13 protein-coding genes are annotated in these 17965 nt (G+C 75.2%); 3 read left to right on the forward strand and 10 right to left on the reverse strand.

All coding sequences use genetic code 11. The annotated features are described in order from the left end of the window. The first annotated feature begins 126 nt into the window (after positions 1–126). Positions 127–1308, forward strand: a complete 1182-nt coding sequence (locus IF01_RS0124630; protein ID WP_030395711.1) for an MFS transporter — start codon at positions 127–129, stop codon at positions 1306–1308. 134 nt (positions 1309–1442) lie between these two features. Beyond that, a complete protein-coding gene (locus tag IF01_RS0124635; protein ID WP_037781066.1) occupies positions 1443–2342 on the forward strand; it encodes a Gfo/Idh/MocA family oxidoreductase in 900 nt (299 codons plus the stop codon). 79 nt (positions 2343–2421) lie between these two features. On the opposite strand, the gene IF01_RS0124640 is transcribed toward IF01_RS0124635, so the two are convergent. From IF01_RS0124640 to IF01_RS0124685, 10 genes are all read right to left on the reverse strand, one after another. Next, on the reverse strand, positions 2422–3357 hold the full coding sequence (locus IF01_RS0124640) for an NAD-dependent epimerase/dehydratase family protein (protein ID WP_030395713.1): 936 nt from the start codon (positions 3355–3357) through the stop codon (positions 2422–2424). Positions 3358–3487: 130 nt separating this feature from the next. Further along, the gene (locus IF01_RS0124645) at positions 3488–3946 is read right to left on the reverse strand and encodes a hypothetical protein (RefSeq protein WP_030395714.1); all 459 of its coding nucleotides are present in this window, start codon (positions 3944–3946) and stop codon (positions 3488–3490) included. Between the two features lie 278 nt (positions 3947–4224). Then, positions 4225–5601, reverse strand: coding sequence for a M14 family metallopeptidase (locus IF01_RS0124650; protein WP_030395715.1), 1377 nt, complete (start codon positions 5599–5601; stop codon positions 4225–4227). Positions 5602–5738: 137 nt separating this feature from the next. Beyond that, positions 5739–6992, reverse strand: a complete 1254-nt coding sequence (locus tag IF01_RS0124655) for a vWA domain-containing protein (RefSeq protein ID WP_030395716.1) — start codon at positions 6990–6992, stop codon at positions 5739–5741. 71 nt (positions 6993–7063) lie between these two features. Further along, the gene (locus IF01_RS0124660; RefSeq protein ID WP_030395717.1) at positions 7064–8290 is read right to left on the reverse strand and encodes an AAA family ATPase; all 1227 of its coding nucleotides are present in this window, start codon (positions 8288–8290) and stop codon (positions 7064–7066) included. Positions 8291–8387: 97 nt separating this feature from the next. Next, positions 8388–9701, reverse strand: coding sequence for a hypothetical protein (locus IF01_RS0124665; protein ID WP_030395718.1), 1314 nt, complete (start codon positions 9699–9701; stop codon positions 8388–8390). Positions 9702–9883: 182 nt separating this feature from the next. After that, a complete protein-coding gene (locus tag IF01_RS0124670; RefSeq protein ID WP_030395719.1) occupies positions 9884–10648 on the reverse strand; it encodes a hypothetical protein in 765 nt (254 codons plus the stop codon). Beyond that, on the reverse strand, positions 10645–12045 hold the full coding sequence (locus tag IF01_RS0124675) for a hypothetical protein (RefSeq protein WP_030395720.1): 1401 nt from the start codon (positions 12043–12045) through the stop codon (positions 10645–10647). Before IF01_RS0124675 ends, IF01_RS0124670 begins: the two co-directional genes overlap by 4 nt. A 252-nt stretch (positions 12046–12297) precedes the next feature. Further along, positions 12298–13476 carry an ARPP-2 domain-containing protein gene (locus tag IF01_RS0124680; protein ID WP_030395721.1) on the reverse strand — a complete coding sequence of 393 codons (1179 nt, stop codon included), beginning with the start codon at positions 13474–13476 and terminating at the stop codon, positions 12298–12300. Continuing rightward, entirely contained in the window at positions 13473–15047 is a 1575-nt protein-coding gene (locus IF01_RS0124685; RefSeq protein WP_244215620.1) for a hypothetical protein, read from the reverse strand. The genes IF01_RS0124680 and IF01_RS0124685 overlap by 4 nt, the downstream gene beginning before the upstream one ends. A 507-nt stretch (positions 15048–15554) precedes the next feature. Between IF01_RS0124685 and IF01_RS0124690 the strand changes: the two genes are divergently transcribed. Beyond that, positions 15555–17756, forward strand: coding sequence for a M4 family metallopeptidase (locus IF01_RS0124690; protein ID WP_030395723.1), 2202 nt, complete (start codon positions 15555–15557; stop codon positions 17754–17756). Positions 17757–17965 lie beyond the last annotated feature (209 nt).

Raw genomic sequence — 17965 nt, forward strand, 5'->3', positions numbered from 1 at the left:
CCGCCGGCCTCGGCCCCGATCACCGTCGGCCACCGCCCCGGCGCCACCGCCCCGGCCTCCGCCATTCGGCGGAGGCCGGCCGCCGCCGGGCCGCCACCGTCCCGCCGCGGCGCCTACCGTGGGCGGATGACCGACCGTCGGACCGGCTACCTCGGCGCAGCCGCCGCCTTCGCCGTCTGCATGGCGGGCACCACCCTGCCCACCCCGCTGTACGGGCTGTACCAGGAGGAGATCGGCTTCTCCGAACTGATGGTGACGGTGGTGTTCGCCGTCTACGCGTTCGGGGTGATCGGGGTGCTGCTGCTCGTCGGCAACGTCTCCGACAGCGTCGGCCGCCGTCCCGTCCTGCTCTGCGGGCTCGCCCTCGCCGCGGGCAGCGCCGTCGCCTTCCTCGCCGAGGGCGGACTGCCGCTGCTCTGCCTGGGCCGCCTGCTGTCCGGACTGTCGGCGGGTCTGTTCACCGGCACCGCCACCGCCTATGTGCTGGAACTCGCCCCGCCCGACCGCCGGGCCCGGGCCGGGTTCGTCGCGACCGCCGCCAACATGGGCGGCCTCGGCTGCGGCCCGCTGCTGTCCGGGCTGCTCGCCGAGTACGCGCCGGAGCCGCTCGTCCTGCCGTTCGTCGTGCACCTGGTGCTGCTGGCCGCGTCGTTCGCGGTCACCTGGTTCCTGCCGGAGACCGTCGACGGCGCCCGGCCGCTGCGCACCGCCCGGCCGCGGCGACCGTCGCTGCCGCCGGAGGTCCGCGGGGTGTTCGTCCCGGCGGCGATCGCCGCCTTCGCGGGCTTCGCGCTGCTGGGCGTCTTCACCTCGGTCACCCCGGCGTTCCTGGGGCAGAGCCTGGGGATCCACAACCACGCGGTGGTCGGCCTGATCGTCTTCACGGCCTTCCTCGCCTCCACCCTCGGCCAGTTGCTGGTGCCCCGGCTGGGCACCGCCCGGGCGATCCCGCTGGGCTGCCTGGTGCTCATCGCGGGCCTCGCCCTGCTGGCCGCCTCGCTCGCGTGGGAGATCCTCGCCCCGCTGGTGCTCAGCGCCCTGGTCGGCGGCGCCGGGCAGGGCATGGGCCTGCGCGGGGCGGTCGGGGAGATCGCCGGCGCGGCCCCCGCCGAACACCGGGGCGGGGCCCTCTCCGCGCTCTTCGTGGTCGCCTACTTCGGCATCTCCGTCCCCGTCATCGGGGTCGGCCTGCTCGCCGAGCCGCTCGGCCTCGCCGACGCGGGCCTGGTCTTCGCCGCCTGCATGGCCGTCCTCGCCGCCGCCTCCGGCGCCTACCTGCTCCGCCGCGCCCGCTCCCGTCCGGCCTGACGTCGCGAAACCTCCCGGTGCGGCCCGGTACCGGGTTCGTTCCGCCCGGGGCCGGTGCATAGGGTGGGGGCGGTAGAAGCCCCAGCGCACCCCTGGAGATCCGGATGAGTCCGACCGCCGAGCCCGACGTCCTGCTGCCGGTCGGGGTGATCGGCCTCGGGGACATCGCCCAGAAGGCCTACCTGCCGGTCCTGACCGCGCTGCCCGGCCTGGACCTGCGCCTGATGACCCGGGACGGCGCGAAGCTGGACCGGATCGGCGACACCCACCGGATCCCGGCGGAGAAGCGGTTCACCGACCTCGGGCAGCTCATCGGCAGCGGGATCAGGGCCGCCTTCGTGCACGCCGCGACCGACCAGCACGTCCCGATCGTGGAGCAGCTGCTGACGGCGGGCGTCGAGGTCTACGTCGACAAGCCGCTCGACTACACCCTCGACGGCTCCCGCCGCCTGGTGGACCTGGCGGACCGCACCGGCCGCTCCCTGATGGTCGGTTTCAACCGGCGCTTCGCCCCTGCCAACGTCCAGGCGAAGGAGCGCCCGCGCGACCTCGTCCTGCTGCGCAAGAACCGCGAGGGCCTGCCCGAGGCGGCGCGCCCGCTGGTCTTCGACGACTTCATCCACGTCGTCGACACCCTGCGCTTCCTCGTCCCCGGCGACATCGAGCACGTCGACGTCCGCGCCCGGGTCCGCGAGGGCCTGGTCGAGCACGTGGTCCTCACCCTGGCCGGTGAGGGCTTCACCGCCCTCGGCATCATGAACCGGATGTCCGGCTCCACCGAGGAGATCCTCGAGGTCTCCGGCGGCGACTCCAAGCGCGAGGTCCACAACCTCGCCGACGTCGTCGACCACCGCGGCCAGCCCACCGTCCGCCGCCGCGGCGACTGGGTCCCCGTCGCCCGCCAGCGCGGCATCGAACAGGCCGTCCTCACCTTCCTCGACGCCGTCCGCACCGGCCGGACCCTGGACGCCCACGACGCCCTGCGCACCCACGAACTCTGCGAACTGGTCGTCGAGCGCATCGAAGCCCTCTGACACCACCCCTGCCACGTACCGCAGCCCCGCACCGGGACGTCCTCCCCGGTGCGGGGCTGCGGCGCGCGGTGCCGGGGAATCAGGCCGACAGGCGGTCGCGCCACCAGGTGAGGGTGGTGCGGAGCTGGGTGTCGAGCGGGGTGGGGCGGGTGGTGAAGGCGGCTTCCCAGGCGGTGGTGTCGACGACGAAGGGGCGGTCGAACTGGTAGCGGGTCTCGCGGAGTTCGCGCAGGAGGGGGGTGACGAGGGCGGCGAGGGCGAAGACCGTGGGGTTCAGGCGGCGGACGGGGACGGGGGCGACGCCGGCCTCGGTGGCGAGGAGGTCGACCATGCGGCGGATCGGGACGGCCGGCGCGGTCGGGGCGTGCCAGGCGCGGCCCCAGGCGCGTTCGTCGGTGGCGGCCTCCGCCAGGGTGCGGGCCACGTCCGGGAGGTAGGTCCAGCTGTGCGGGGCGTCGGGGTCGCCGAGGACGCTGACCGGCTTGCCGGCCAGCAGGCGGGGGACGACACGGCCGGCCAGGTGGCCGCCGTCGGTGACGCCGGGGCCGAAGAAGTCGGAGGCGCGGACCTCGACGGCGCGGATGCGGCCGGCTTCGTGGAGGGCGCGGGCCTGCTCCCAGAGCGAGGCCCGGAGGCGGCCCTTGGGGCCGGGGGCGGCGAGCGGGAGGTCCTCGGTGAGGGGGCCGTCCACTGGGCCGTAGCCGTAGAGGTTGCCGAGCATGACGAGCACGGCGCCGGTCGCCTCGGCGGTGGCGAGGAGCGAGGCGTGCAGGGGCGGCCAGTCGGCCGTCCAGCGGGGGAGCGGCGGTGCGGCGCAGCTGTGGATCGCGGCCGCGCCGCGGGCGGCCTCGGTCAGCCGCGCGGTGTCGGTGGCGTCCAGGGCGAGGTGCTCGATGCCGGGCTCGGCCGGCCGCCCGGAGCGGGTGACCACCCTTACCGTGTGGCCCTGTTCGGCCAGCAGTCGTGCCGTGGCCGCTCCGGCCGGTCCGTGTCCGACGATCACATGAAGACTCACCGTCACACCATAGAGGTCCCGGACCAGGGAGAACGCGCTCGGGGTGGGCGCGGTCGGGGGCGCGGGCGGGGCGGCCGCGCGGCCCGGCCCCGGTGGGGGCCGAACCGCGCGGGTGGGACCGGACGGGGCGTCAGCAGGGCACGAAGGCCGAGACCGTCGCCGTCGAGGGCGGCCAGCCGCCGTTGTTGACGCTGAAGCTGGACGTCACCGTGTTGCCGCAGGGCACGGTGAGCAGCAGGTCGCCGACGGTGGCACCGCCGGCCGGGATCAGCGCGGTCAGGTTGAGGGGCGGCTGCGGCGGGAGGGCGGGGGTGGAGCCGGTGATGGTGAAGCCGACGTTCTGGGCGACCCAGGCCGGGTCGGTGGTGGCGACCTGGCCGTAGAGGCGGACGTGGGTGCCGCTGACCTCGATACAGGCGCGGGTGCGCAGGAAGCCGGGCGCGCCCGGGGTCCCGCAGGTGACGGTGCCGGTCGGACCGGCCGGGCCCACCGGGCCGGTGGTGGCGGCGGTCGCGGTGGGGGCCAGGCCGACGGTCAGCGCGGCGAGGCCGGCGGCGCCCGCCAGGGCGGCGGTGGTGAGGCGGTTCATGGAGCGGTTCCCTCCCTCGTGCGGCGCGCCGGGTGTGGAACCCGACGTGCACACTGTGACATGTCACATTCCTTGGGGGGATCTTTGCATTCCGGATGACGATCCGTCCGCTCCTGGGGCGGTGCGGGCCGGTTCTGGCCGGTGGGTGCGCGGGTTTGGCCGGAACGGAGTGGCATGCACCGGTTCGTGGGCGAGGGGAGGGGCACGAAGCCCGGTCGGCTCTCCCCGGGGAGAGCCGACCGGGCTTCGCGCTTTCGTCAACCGGCCTCAGTGGTCGTTCAGTTGGCGATCCCGCAGTACTGCTGCTGCTTGCCGATGGCCCGGTAGACGCAGTCGGCGGTCTCCAGCAGCCGCAGCACCGCCTCCCGGTTGCGGCTGGTCTCGCGTCCGATCACCTCGTCCGGCGGGTAGAAGCCGGCGCTGCCGTTCGGCCCGGGGTACATCTCGAAGGTGTAGGCGAACACCCGCTGGGTGCCCCACAGCCAGTCGTCGATCGAGCCGTCGGTGATGTAGAGGTCGCTCGACTGCTCCGGCGTGTAGCCGTTGGTGGAGGCCATCGAACGGCCGAGCGTGGCGAAGGTGTTGTACTCGTCGGCGGTCATGCCGGTGGTGGTGTTGGCGGTGGTCCAGCCGAACGGCCAGAGCACCAGCTCGCTGTAGGTGTGGAAGTCGATCGCCGCGGTGATCTGCTGCTTGCCGCCGACCACCCGGGTGCGGACGAAGTCGGCGACCACCTTGGTCTCCTTGGCGGACTCCGCCGCGCTGCCCCGGTAGGTCTCGCTGGAGGTGGAACCGGAGGAGCCGCCGCAGCAGCCCCACTTGTAGTTCCAGTTGCGGTTGAGGTCGGTGCCGACGTTGCTGCTGCCGGTGTTCGGCTGCCGGTCCTTGCGCCAACTGCGGTAGCGGCCGGTGGCGATGTCGTACTCGCCGCCGTCCGGGTTGAGGTCCGGGACCACCCAGATCTCCCGGTTGTTGACGACATTGGCGATCCGGCTGTCGGTGGCGTACTTGTCGCCGAGTTCGTGCAGCAGGTAGAGCGACATCTCGACGGTGAGGTGCTCGCGGGCGTGCTGGTGGGCGGTGAAGAGCACCTCGGGTTCGTTCTCGTCGGTACCGACGTTGTCGCTGATCTTGACGGCGACGATCGGCCGGCCCTCGTAGGAGGTGCCGATGACCCGCTTGCTCATGATGTCGGGGTGCGCGGCCACGACGGCGTCGATGTCGGCGGCGGCCTCCGCGTAGTTGTGGTAGCCGGAGTCGGCGGACGGGAAGTCGTACAGCGCGGCGCCGGACTCGGCCTGCCCGGCGGGCCCGTCGCCGTACCGGGGGCCCGGCAGCGGGACGGGGGACCAGCCGAGCGCCCGCAGCCGGGCGGCCTCGGCGGGTGTGGCCGTGACCGTCACCGAGTCGGCCATGACGGCGTCGACCGAGGCTCCGGTGGCGGCGACGGCAGTGCGTTCGGCGACGGTGCGGGGGCCGTCGAGGCGGTACTGCCGGGCGGAGTCGGCGTCGCCGGCCGAGGCGGCGGAGGCGACGGAGTCCGGCTGGACGGCGGCGGCCGGGGTGACGGCCTGGATGCTGAGCGGGGTGGCGAGGGCGAGCGCCAGCAGGACGGCGGTGGCCGTGGCGGGCTTCCCTCGGCGGGGCAGTCGCATGACTGTCCTCCTGTGGGGGGTCCGTAGGGACGGAACGTTGGAGGAGATGCGGCGCCGCGAGGTTGATGGTGCGTCAATGTCATGCTTTCGTCAAGGAGTTGGGGGCGTGCCGAGGCCGAAAGGGGGCTCGCGGCCGGTCAGTACGGGTCGCCCGCCGCCGACCCGAGCGTCACCACCCGGGCCCAGCCGGGCGGCTCCGGCCGCCGGTACTCGGTACTGTTCTCGCTCCACCGGCCCGGTCGGCCGAACAGGCCCACCACCGTCCGGCAGGACGGCTGCGCGGTCGGCCAAGGAGTCTGACCGTCCGTCAGCACCACGACGACGTCCGGCCGGGGCCAGGTCCGCAGGGCGGTGGCGAACCCCTCCCGGAGGTCCGTCCCGCCGCCGCCCACCAGGGCGATGTCCCCCTCCCGGCAGAGCCGTTGCGCGGTCTGCGCGGCCGCGTCGCAGGACACCACGGTGACCAGGTCACGGCGGCCGCCCACGGCCCGGACGATCTCCGCGACCTCCAGCAGCGCGCCGCCCAACTCGGCGTCGCTGACCGACCCGGAGGTGTCGACGACCACGGTCACCCGGGGCGGGCGCCGCCGCAGGGAGGGCAGCACCGCGCCGGGCAGCGCGGCCGACCGGCGGGCCGGGCGGCCGTACGAGTAGTCGCCGCCCGAGCCCGGGCCCGACACCGCCGAGCGCACCGCCGTGCCCAGCAACTCCCGCCACCGCTGCGGCGGGTGGAACGCCTGCTCGGCCCACCGCCGCCACCCGGCCGGTGCGTCGCCCGGCCGGCCGAGGATCCCCTGCGCGACCCGGAACCGCACCGCGTCCCGCTCCTGCGGGCTCAGCCCGTGCGCGCCCTCCGGCCCGAGGTCCCAGCCGCGGACTAGGCCGTCGGCGCCGCTGCCGCAGTCCAGCCAGGCGAACCGCTCGGTCAGCGGCCCGAGTCCGAACTGCCGGAGGTAGTCCTCCATCAGCCGGCCGTCGGACAGTTCCAGGTCCCCGGGCAGCACCGCGCCCGCCGGCCGGACCAGCCCCTCGCCGTAGATGTCGTCGTTGATCTCGCAGTCCGCGGCGATGTTCGTCCGCAGCCGGTCGGCGACGCTGTGCAGACCGCGCTCGCGGGCGACCCGGTCGCCGCGTCCGTGGTGGTCGCGCAGCAGGTGCGACACCTCGTGCACCCAGACGCCCGCCAGCTCCTCCACCGGCATCAGGGCGACGAACGACGGCGAGACGTAGCAGCGCCAGTGCTCGTCCACGGCCATCGTCGGGACGTCGCGGGACTCCACGACGTGCAGGGCGAACAGCGCCGTGGCCAGGTAGGGGCGGACGCGGACCGCGTGCAGCCGGGCGGCGTACAGCTTGTCGACGTCGAGTCGGCCGGCCCGCGGCGCCCTGATGCCGTGAGTGTCCTGCCTGTTCCGCGTGGCCCGTGGGAGCGGTACCGGCACCGGGACCGCGGACGGCGCGCTCACCGGCGGGCCCCGTCGGCCGCCGCGACCCGCGCCACCGCGCGGTCCGCCCGCCGGGACAGCGCGACCGCCCCGGCGAGACGGTCGATCGTCGCCGGCACCTCCCAGTCGGCCTGCCGCAGCGCGGCGAGCGTGGTCGCGGGGACGACCGCGACGTCCGGGGCCCCGCTCTCCACCGCCCGCGCCAGCAGCGCCCACGCCGCGTCCCAGCGCGCCCGGTCCGGGCGGCGCCGGACGGCGTCCACCACACCCTCCAGGGTGGCCTGCCGGAGGTCCCCGCGCTCCGGCAGCACGGCGGCGGCCGGGTCGGCGAGCAGCGCCTCCGGGTCGGGGAGGTCCATCCGGTCCATCGCCGCCATCAGCTCCAGACCGGGCCCGTCCCCGACCGTGCCCCGCACCAGCAGCGCCAGCACCTCGCGCGAGGCCCCGGCGGCGGTGGCGAAGGCGATCAGCCGGACCGTCATCTCCCAACTCCTGGGCGACGGCCAGGCCCCGCCCCGCTGGGCGTCGCTGCCGGGCAGCCGGTGGACGAGCGCCGGGCGTACGGCGAGGAGTTCGCACACCGCGCGGCGGGCGAGGGCCACCGCCTCCGGCAGCCGCGCCGGGTCGAGCTCCGGCAGCACGGCGCGCGGCCAGGTGCCGCCGAGGCCGCGCACCACCACCTCGTGGTCGTGCTGCCACGGCAGATGGACGAACCGGTTGGCCAGCGGCGGGCTCAGCTCCCAGCCGTCGGCCGCCGAGGAGCGGGGGTTGGCGGCCGCCACGATCCGGACCCCGGGCGGGAGTTGGAGGGAGCCGATGCGGCGTTCGAGCACCAGGCGCAGCAACGCGGCCTGGACGGCGGGCGGCGCGGTGGAGAGCTCGTCCAGGAACAGCAGGCCCCGGCCGGACCTGACCAGCCGGACCGCCCAGTCCGGCGGGGCCATCGGGACGCCCTGCACGGCCGGGTCGTCGCCGAGCACGGGCAGCCCGGCGAAGTCGGAGGGCTCGTGCACGCTCGCGATGACGGTGGTGAGCGGCAGGCGCAGGGTGTCGGCGAGTTGGGTGAGGGCGGCGGTCTTGCCGATCCCCGGTTCGCCCCACAGGAGCACCGGCAGGTCGGCGGCCACGGTGAGGGTCAGGGCAGCCAGCCGGTCGTCGGGGCGCGGTTCGGTGGTGGTGGCGGAGAGCAGCTCCAGGAGCTCTGCGGCGACGTCGAGTTGGGGCATCGGGGCAGCAAGAGGCATGTGGTGGCGTCCTTTCGGGAGACAGGCAGGGCGGAAGAAGGCAGGGCGGAAGACGGCAGGGCGGAAGACAGGCAGGGCGGGTCGAAGCGGGGTGGCGTCAGCGCGAGCTGGCGTGCCGCGGGTGGGCGCGGTGCTCCTGCGGCCGCGGCCAGGGCCCGGGCGGCCGGAAGTGGTCCGTCCGGCGCGGCGCAGGGTCGGCGAGGCCGGCCCGGAACAGGCCGTGGGCGACCCGCCGTTCGGCGGCCTCCGCGAGCGCGTCCCGCAGGGGGCCGGTGCGCAGCATGGCGTCCGGGCCGAGCAGGGCCTCGACGGCGGCCAGCGCTCCGGCGGTGTCGCCGTGGTCGAGGCGTGCGCGGACGTCGGCGAGGCTCTCCGGGCGGCGGTGGGCGTCGTCGATGGTCTGCAGGCAGGGCAGCGGGGTGCCGGTGAGTTCCATCAGCAGCTCTTCGCGGCGGATTTCGTCGGGACGGTGGTCGAGCGCGGTGAGCACCCCGTCGACCAGGCCGATCCGGTGGAGGCTGCCTCGGCACCGCACGACGCGCGGACGGCCGGGCGACGGGCCGGGGTCGGCCGGTGGCGCGGCAGCGGTGGGGGCGAGGGCCGCGGCGACCAGCGGATGCAGGCCCTCGGGGCCGATCAGCCCGGCCCGGAGCAGCTCCAGATCGGGAGGCACCCGCACCGCCGCTTCGGGCAGCAGGGGGAGCGTGGCGGGGAGGACGGGCGGCACCGTATGCCCGCCGGTGCCCGTCCCGACCACCACCTCGCGTGCTCCGAGCCGCACCCGCACGGCCCCTTCGCCGTCGGGGCGGCCCTCCGCGCGGAGCAGGATCCGGGCCTCGGCCGCCCACCGCTCGGGGCCCCCGGAGCGGAGCGGCAGTTCGCCGCTCCGGCCGGCGTCCCAGAGGTGGCGGTGCAGGTCCAGCCGGAACCGCGCACTGGGGTGCGGATGCGGGTGCGACGCGTCGGCCGGATGTTCCGGCGCCCGTCCGTGGGCGGGCCGGCGGGGTGCGGTGCCGTCCTGGAGGGCGAGGCTGAACCGCTGTCCGCCGCTCGCCCGGCCCGGCGGCGTGCGCACCACCAGGTGCACCGCGCCGTACCTGGCGAGCGAGAGGGTCAGCCCGGGCCGCAGCAACCCGACCGGCGCGACCCTCGGCAGGTGCCAGCGCAGCAGGTCGGGCGCCAACGCCCGGAGGTCACGGCGGAGTCGGTCGGCCAGCTCGCGCCCGTGGCGCCGGGCGGCGGACCGCAGATCGAGGTCGACATCGACCCGGGCGGCGGCACACGCCCCGGCCCAGTCCCCGGCGAGGCGCCGGGCTGTCGCGGTTTCGATGACCGAGGCCGGCACGGCGAACTCGCGCACGTGCAGCCAGAAGGAGAGTCGGGGATTCCCGGTCGCGAGGTGAGCGCTCATCAGCACTCACCTTGCGTGGACCGGACCCCCACTTCGTGAGGAGCGGAAGTCTTCATCGGCCCGGAGCCTAGCCGCCCCGGGCGCCCGAGCGCCACAGGTTTCACGACCGGGGCCGTCTACCGCCCCCGCGCGCCCTCGCCCGCCGCGTCCGGTCCGGCTGTCCGGTCCGGCTGTCCGGTCCGTCAGGCGACCCGGTGGCCGGTCCGCGGAAGGCGTTCGGTCTCCGCCCGGGCCCGTGCCGCCGCGGCCCCGTCGGCCTGCGGAAGGCGTTCGGTCTCCTCCCCGGCCCGGGCGTCGGTTGCCGCCCCGGCCCGGGCCTCCGTACCTGCCCCGGCCGCCGGCGGGGCCGCTTCGTCCGCGAGCAGCGGGATGCCGTTCCGCAAGGCCACCGCGCCGGGCAGGTCGTACCGGCGGCTGCGCTGGACGATCTTCTCCCGGTCCACCGTGAGCGCCCCGGTGACGGTGCAACGTCCCGCACGCAGCGCCACCAGACGGGCCCGTCGGACCACCGCGACGATGCCCGCCAGCTCGATGACGAGCGTCAGCTCCATCCGGACCGAGCCGACCGGAGTGCCGTCGACGAGCAGATCGACACGCGGGCTGTTGGCCGAGGTGATGCGGTGGTCGGCGAGTGCCACCACCTCCTCCGACGCGGGGTCGGCCCGGGTGCGCCGGGCAGCCGCGGTCAGGGCGGTGTACCGGGACCAGCCGGCGGCGGCGAAACCGAACAGGTCGCGCCCGAGCTGGCGGTCCAGCGCGGTGGCCACCTCGCGCTCGACGGCCTGCCCGGCCGCGCCGGTCAGCCGCGGGACACCGTGCAGCAGGGTGCCGACGGTTCCGTGTTCGTGCAGGGACTCGGTGAGCGCGTCGACGGCGCTGCCGGGCGTGTCCGCCCCGAACAGCAACGCCCGCGCGGTCGCCGGATCGGTGAGGGTGGCGGTGGTCATGGCTCCTCCTCCGTCGTTCCCCCCTCCTCGGCACCGGTCTCCCCGGCACTGACCTGCCCGCCGGTCGGCCCGACCCCGGGCGTCTCCTCGACGCGCTGCGTACCGGGCTCCTCCCGGCTCTCCAGCCGGACGGTGCGGCCGGGCCCGGCCGGGTCGTCCGTCTCGGTGACCAGCGGCCGCGGCGGCGCACCGGCCACCGGGGCGACCGCGACGTGCGCCGACGCCCAGTGCGGTCCCCGCCGCCGGCCGAGCACGTAGGTACCGGCGAGGGCGGCGAGCACCACGGCGCCGCCGGCCGTCGAGCCGACCACCAGCGCGGTGGGTGCCGCGTCTCCGCCGCCCGGTCCGGGAACCACGTCGGCGGCCAGCACCTCGAAGTCCGTGGACCCGGCCATCGCCGGACGGTCCGGGCAGACGGCGCGCAGCCGGTAGTGCCCGGGCCGGGCGTCGCCGGCGACCCGGGTGGTGACGGTGAAACCGTCGCCGGTGCCGGTGCCGACGCGCTCCCACACCACGCCGTTCCAGGTCAGTTCCGCCTCGGTGCCGCGGCAGGCGTAGCCGCTCCCGGTGAGCACCACCTGCTGCCCGGGACGTCCACTGCTCGGCTGCGCCCGCAGGACTGCTCCCGCGCCCGCCGGGGTGCCGGCCGACGTGTTCGGCGAGTCGTCGGGCGTGGCCTGCCCGGTCAGTGGTCCGGCCGGACTTCCGGTGCTCGTGGGGGTGAGGACTGTGAACGTCGCCGTGGTGTCGTGCTCCGCGGACGGGTCGCAGGCGGCCTCCACCGGGTGGGTGCCGGGCGGCGCGTCGGCGGCCGCGGTGACCTGCTGATCGAAGGTGCCGCTGGGGGCCTGCACCCGGCCCAGCTCGCGCTGCTCCCAGCGCAGGACGACGGGCTCACCGGCGGGGCAGGAGAATCCGGTGCCGCGCGCCCGGAAGGTCGTACCGGCGGCGCCGCTCGCCGGGTCGAGGGTGAGGACGCCCGGCGGCGCGGGCTCGACGGTGAAGGTCGCGGCCGCGGTGACGTCGAAGGGGCCGCGGAAGTTCTGGGTGTCGGGCGCCTTGACGTTGGGCCCGGGGTAGGCGCGGCAGGTGGCCGTGACCTGGTGCGGGGCCGGACGGGCGTTCGCCGGCACGGTGAAGGACGTGCTGATGCTTCCGTCCGGCCGGATCGAGGGTGTTCCCAGGTCGGCGCCGTCGTCCCACCGTAATTGGACGTTCTTCGTGTCGGGCGGACAGGCGCCGAATCCCGTTCCGTCGACCGTCACGCGGGTGGTCCCCGCGGTCCCGTGGCCGGGGGACAGCCGGAGGCCGGCGTCGGCGTGAGCCACCGGTGCGAGCAGCAGCGACCCCACCGCGACCACGGAGCTCAGCAGCGCCGGGGCCACGACCCGGCCCACCGGTCGTCCGGTTCCCCTTGGCATCGCCGGCCGCCCTACGGGCGGGTCCCGTCGTCCGGGGACCGGTTCGCACGGGTGCGGGCGGGGGCGTCGCGGTCGTCCTCGGCGGAGGATGCGCACGGCTGTCGGGTCATCGCCGACCGTCCTTCCACGAACCTTCTCCCATCATCGCCCCACGCCCGCTCACGCACCATGCCCGGGGCACGGCGGAGGCAGGTGCGGTGGCAGGGCGGCGCCGGGACGGGATTCGCCCTACTGGCGCGCGGCGCGGCGGTAGTGGTCCAGGACGTCCTGGCGCAGCAGGCTCCCGAAGCCGGCGCCTTCGAGGCGCAGGCCGAGCTGGGGTTCGGTGAGGCCGAGCGCGGTGGCGGTTGTCGGCAGGTGCCAGTCGTGGGCGGCGAGGCGGTCCAGCAGGTGGCCGCGGCGGACCTGGGCCTCGGAGAGGCGGAAGGTCTTGAGGTAGGCGAGCCGGCCGTGCTCGTCGGTGATCGCCTCGCCGATGTGGTTCTCCTGCTTGGGGCGGAACTCCGGCCGGAACCGGTCGAGGCGGAAACGGCCCAGGCGGCGCACCGTCCGCGACCGGTAGTCCGGGTCCAGCAGGCCGCCGGCCATGGTGTCGTCGTGGAAGGCCGCCCAGGCGCGCTCCTGGCCGTCGACGGCCGCGCGCAGCTCGGCCGTCGAGTTGATCGGACCGGCCGTGCGCAGATCGGCCCGGAAGTCCGGGACGGGGGCGGACAGCAGGGCGTAGTGGTGGATCAGCTCGCCGAAGAGGTCGAGCAGCAGGGTCCGGTGCAGCGCCCGGTAGTCGTCGGGGTGCGGGACGACGAAGGCCGCGGCGAGCGCGTCGGCCACGTACACGACCAGGCCGCACTGGCCGGGGTGGATCTCGAAGACCCGCAGGGCGTCGGCGAGGCCGCGGACCCGGTCGCCGGCGTACGCCTCCTCGGCGCGCGGCGAGAGGCCGTTCCGCAGCGCGCGCTCGGAGTACTCCTCCCAGGCGATCGACGGGCCGCCGAAGTGCAGGGAGAGATAGCCCTCCAGGGCGAGGTGCAGCGGCAGGAAGCGCAGCCGGGTGCGGTTCTCGCGCTTGGCGATCCGGCGCGGCACCCGGACCCGGACCCGCTCGGGCGGGGTGCTCGCGGTGATGGCGGAGGGGGTGTCGAGCCGGGTGCCGTAGGCGGCGGCGGGGGTGCCGTCACGGGTCCAGTCGGCGACGAAGCCGTGCGGGACGAAGGCGAGGTAGTCGGTGCGGGGGCCGACCGGGACGGCGGTGTACTCCGGCTCGTAGAGCTCCTGGTGGAGGCGGAGGTCCTCGATCGGCTCGGCGCGGACCAGGGGCACCAGGCGCACGCCGCCCCACACCTGGGCGGGACGGGTGTCGAGGCCGGTGAGGTCGAGGCGGAACGCCGGGGCGGCCGGGGTGGTGGTCATCGGACGGTCTCCTCAGCGGTCTCGGTGGCGGCGGTCCCTGTGGTCCCTGTGGTCCCGGCGGTCCCTGTGATCCCGGCGGTCCCGGTGGTCCCGGTGGATCCGGCGGCGGGGGCCACCGGTCCGCGCACCGCGCCCTCCGCCGCCAGGAACCGCTCGGTGCGGGCCGCCAGGTGCGCCGTCAGCTCCGAGAGGTCCGTCCGGCCCTCGGCGAAGCGGGCGAACTCGACCAGGGCGGGCACGTCCTCGGCGTCGCGCAGCCCGGCGGTTGGCACCGTCGGCGCGAGCCGGCGGACGTCGAAGCCCTCCGCGTCGTACACCGGGTTGAGGTGCACGATGCTGGTCCGGTGCTCCGGGTCGAGCCGGGTGCGCCACACCCGCAGCACCTCGGCGGCCAGCCCGGGCGGGGCGTTGTCCCAGCCGTCGGAGACGATCACCAGTCGCTCGGGCGCGGTGTCCAGCGCGTCCAGGATGCGGCGCCCGAGCGGGGTCGGCCCGGCCGGGCGGGCGAGCAGCGCGTCGCCGTGCCCCGAGGTCCACAGCGCCGTGTACTCGCCGGCCAGCGCGGCCAGCAGGAAGTGGCAGGCGAGCGCGGCGGCGAGCGGCCGGCGGCGCTTGACGCCCGAGCCGTACGCGGACCAGCTGTCGTCGAGGACGGCCGTGACCCGGCCCCAGCTGCCCTCCTCCGCCCCGGCCGCGCGCACCGCCCGGCGCGCCGCGCCCCGCAGGGCGTCGGTCAGTTCGGCGCGGCGGGCGGTCCGGTCGGCGGGCGGCAGGCCCAGCACGTACGAGGCGAGCCGGGTGAGCGGCATCCGGGCGAGCGCGGCGGCGTCGGAGGTGACGGCGGTGGCGCCGAGCGCCCGGGCGGACTCCTGCAGGCGCAGCCGCTCCAGGGCCGTCAGCCGCGGTTCGATCTTCTTCAGGAAGGCGGCCCGGGGGATGCCGTGGCGGTTCGCGAAGCCCTCCGCGACGGTGTACGGCAGTTCGTAGAGCGCGCCCTGCTCGTAGTGGGCGCGCCGCCAGGCGTCCAGCAGCGGCGCGGTGTACTTGGGGCGCCGGCGCGGGGCGTACAGGAAGTCGCCGGTCTCCTCCGCGACGGGGCGCAGATGGGTGTGGCGCAGCGCGAGCTTGAGCCCGGCGCGGTACTTGACGGCGTCGAGGGCCTGGTCGGGCCGGGTGGCGAGCCAGTCGCGCAGGATCGCCCGGGTGCGGCGGTTGTTGACCTTGGCCCGGCGCAGTTCGCCGATCAGCCGGTAGACCCGCTGCGGCGGCAGCAGCCGCAGCCGTCGGGCGATCAGCCGGCCCTCGGTGCGGCGCTGCTCGTCGGTGGCGTCGCGGGAGGTCTCCAGCAGGCGGCGGACGATCAGGGCGGAGTTGTGGTCGTTGATGTCGAGGGCGAGCGCGGCGGCGTACGGGCCGCGGTAGTTGACGAGCATGTACTCGTGCAGGAAGTCGAGCGAGAGCTGCTGCTCGGCGGCCCCGCCGTGGAACTCGCGCTGGCCGGTGCCGGTGATCGCGGCGTTGACGAACAGCAGCACGTCCTCGGCGGCGACGAGGTCGCCGTACGTCTCCACAAGGACCGCCCCCGCGTCTGTCACGCTGCTGAGCAGCACCGGTACGGCGCCAGTCGCCCATCCGGTCCTCGGATGCTATCGGGACGAATCGGATGAGCCAACCCGGTTTCGCGGCCCGCACGACCGGCCGCGGTTGCCGTGACGGACGCGGCCACGAGGAGGGCACCGGGGCCGCGTTCCTGTGAATGCGCCGGTGCGGGCAGCCTTCGGTCGTCGGCGGAGCATTTCGGCCAACTTGCAGTGCCGTTGATGACATGCCCTCACCAAAAATGGCACTGTGTACCGTCCCGCCGCCGAGGCCCTGGCAGTCGCCCGGGCAGCGCGCCGCGCGGCGAGTACGCCGAAGGCCGTTCCAGCCAGTCGAACCACCAGCTCTACCGGGCGGTGCCCCTCTCGACCGCCCGGCTGACTCCGGCCGCCTGAACCCGGCCGTCGCAGAAGGAGTTCCGTGTGACTCGATTCCGCAAGAAGTCCGTCCCCGTGAGCGCGTTGATCGCCGGCGCCGCGATGATCGTGGCCGCCCTGCCCGCCGGTGTCGCCTCCGCGGCGGACGGCCCGAGCGGGGCGCCCGCAGGGGAGCGGGCCTTCGCCGGCGCGCTGCCGGCCTCCCTGTCGGCCGCGCAGCGCGGCGCCCTGCTGGCCGCCGCCGACGCGAACAGGACGAGGACGGCCGCCGCGCTGAAACTGGGTCCGAAGGAGGCCCTGGTCGTCCGGGGCGTCACCAAGGACGCGGACGGCACCGTGCACACCCGCTACGAGCGGACCTTCGACGGACTGCCGGTGCTCGGCGGCGACCTGGTCGTGCACACCGCCCGCGACGGCTCCAGCAAGGGCGTCACCCGGGCCACCGGTGCGGACATCGCCGTCGACACCAGCCCCGAGGAGAGCGCCGAGACGGCGAAGGGCCTCGCGCTCGCCGGCGCCGCGGGCGCGAAGGTGGCGGGGGCGGCGGCCGGCGACGCCCGCAAGGTGGTCTGGGCCGGATCGGGCACCCCGCGGCTCGCGTGGGAGACGGTCGTGACGGGCACCCAGGAGGACGGCACGCCCTCCGAGCTGCACGTCGTCACGGACGCGAACTCCGGCAAGAAGATCTTCGAGTACCAGGGCATCGAGACCGGCCTGGGCACCAGCAAGTACTCCGGCCAGGTCACCATAGGCACCTCCGCGGCCGACGGCGGCGGTTACGCGCTGACCGACCCCACCCGGGGCGGCCACAGCACGTACGACCTGAACGGCACCAGCTCCACCAGGACGCTGTTCACCAACCCGACCGACACCTGGGGCGACGGCACCGTCGCCAACCGGCAGACCGCCGCCGTGGACGCCGCCTACGGCGCCCAACTCACCTGGGACTACTACCAGACCGTCCACGGCCGCGACGGCATCAAGGACGACGGCGTCGGCGCCTACACCCGGGTGCACTACGGCAGCAACTACGTCAACGCGTTCTGGTCCGACACCTGCTTCTGCATGACGTACGGGGACGGCGCGGGCAACGTCAAGCCGCTCACCTCGATCGACGTCGGCGGCCACGAGATGACCCACGGCATCACCTCCGCCACCGCCGGCCTGATCTACGGCGGCGAGTCCGGCGGCCTGAACGAGGCGACCTCCGACATCATGGCCGCCGCCATCGAGTTCTGGGCCGGCAACCCCGAGGACCGGGGCGACTACCTGGTCGGCGAGAAGATCGACATCCGGGGCGACGGCACCCCGCTGCGGTACATGGACAAGCCCTCGAAGGACGGCAAGTCGCGGGACGCCTGGTCGGCCGACCTCGGCACCGTCGACGTGCACTACTCCTCCGGCCCCGCCAACCACTGGTTCTACCTGGCCTCCGAGGGCAGCGGTGCCAAGACCGTCGACGGGGTGTCCTACGACTCCCCGACCTCCGACGGCCTGCCGGTGACCGCCATCGGCCGGGACGCCGCCGCCAGGATCTGGTACCGGGCGCTCACCACCTACATGACCTCGTCCACCGACTACGCCGCGGCCCGCACCGCCACCCTCCGGGCCACCGCCGACCTGTACGGGCAGCTCAGCGCCACGTACATGAACGCCGCCAACGCCTGGGCGGCGGTCAACGTCGGCCCGCGCGTCGTCGACGGCCTGCTCGTCGACCCCGTCGCCGACCAGGTCACCGAGGTCGGCGCGCCCGCCGAACTCGAGGTCAAGGCCATCAACTTCAACCCCGGCGCCGTCACCTACCACGCGACCGGCCTCCCCGACGGCGTCCGGCTCCACCCGGTCACCGGCCGCATCACCGGGAACCCGGCCACGGCCGGGACCTACACGGTGACCGTCACCGCCAAGGCCTCCCACAACCGGCAGCTCTCGACCACGTTCGCCTGGAAGGTCTCCCGGGGCATCTTCGCCAACGCCACCGCCGTGCCGATCCCGGACGGCGGCCCGGCGGTCTTCTCGGACGTCGTCGTCGACCGGATCCCGGGCGCGGCGCCGAGCGACCTCAAGGTGGCCGTGGACATCAAGCACACCTGGCGCGGTGACCTGGCCGTCGACCTGATCGGCCCGGACGGGACGGTGTACTCGCTGAAGAAGGCCAGCGTCGGCGACTCGGCCGACAACGTGCTCGAGACCTACACGGTGGACGCCTCCGCCCAGCAGGCCAACGGCACCTGGCGGCTCCGGGTGCAGGACATGTACCGCATCGACTCGGGCCGCATCGACAGCTGGAGGATCATCTTCTGACCGCGTCACCGCCCGGGTGCTCCGGCCGGCTCAACCCGCCGGCCGGAGCACCCGGGCGCACGCACGTCACGGCCCGGACGGTCGGGCGTACCGCTGCGGAACCCGCGCCGCCCGGTGGCGGTCGTCGTAGTTCGGACGGCCGGCCGGGGAATGGGGGTACGAACTGCGAATCATTGCGGTAGAGGCACATTCCGGAAGTCGCACCGGAG

Origin of the sequence: Kitasatospora purpeofusca (assembly GCF_000718025.1) — a bacterium.
Lineage (GTDB): Bacteria > Actinomycetota > Actinomycetes > Streptomycetales > Streptomycetaceae > Kitasatospora > Kitasatospora purpeofusca.

Bases quoted from the DNA above. Each gene is read 5' to 3' on its own strand.
- IF01_RS0124630 (WP_030395711.1), top strand. From the start codon at position 127: ATGACCGACCGTCGGACCGGCTACCTCGGCGCAGCCGCCGCCTTCGCC.
- IF01_RS0124645 (WP_030395714.1), bottom strand. From the start codon at position 3,946: ATGAACCGCCTCACCACCGCCGCCCTGGCGGGCGCCGCCGGCCTCGCC.
- IF01_RS0124650 (WP_030395715.1), bottom strand. From the start codon at position 5,601: ATGCGACTGCCCCGCCGAGGGAAGCCCGCCACGGCCACCGCCGTCCTG.
- IF01_RS0124660 (WP_030395717.1), bottom strand. From the start codon at position 8,290: ATGCCTCTTGCTGCCCCGATGCCCCAACTCGACGTCGCCGCAGAGCTC.
- IF01_RS0124665 (WP_030395718.1), bottom strand. From the start codon at position 9,701: ATGAGCGCTCACCTCGCGACCGGGAATCCCCGACTCTCCTTCTGGCTG.
- IF01_RS0124670 (WP_030395719.1), bottom strand. From the start codon at position 10,648: ATGACCACCGCCACCCTCACCGATCCGGCGACCGCGCGGGCGTTGCTG.
- IF01_RS0124680 (WP_030395721.1), bottom strand. From the start codon at position 13,476: ATGACCACCACCCCGGCCGCCCCGGCGTTCCGCCTCGACCTCACCGGC.
- IF01_RS0124690 (WP_030395723.1), top strand. From the start codon at position 15,555: ATGATCGTGGCCGCCCTGCCCGCCGGTGTCGCCTCCGCGGCGGACGGC.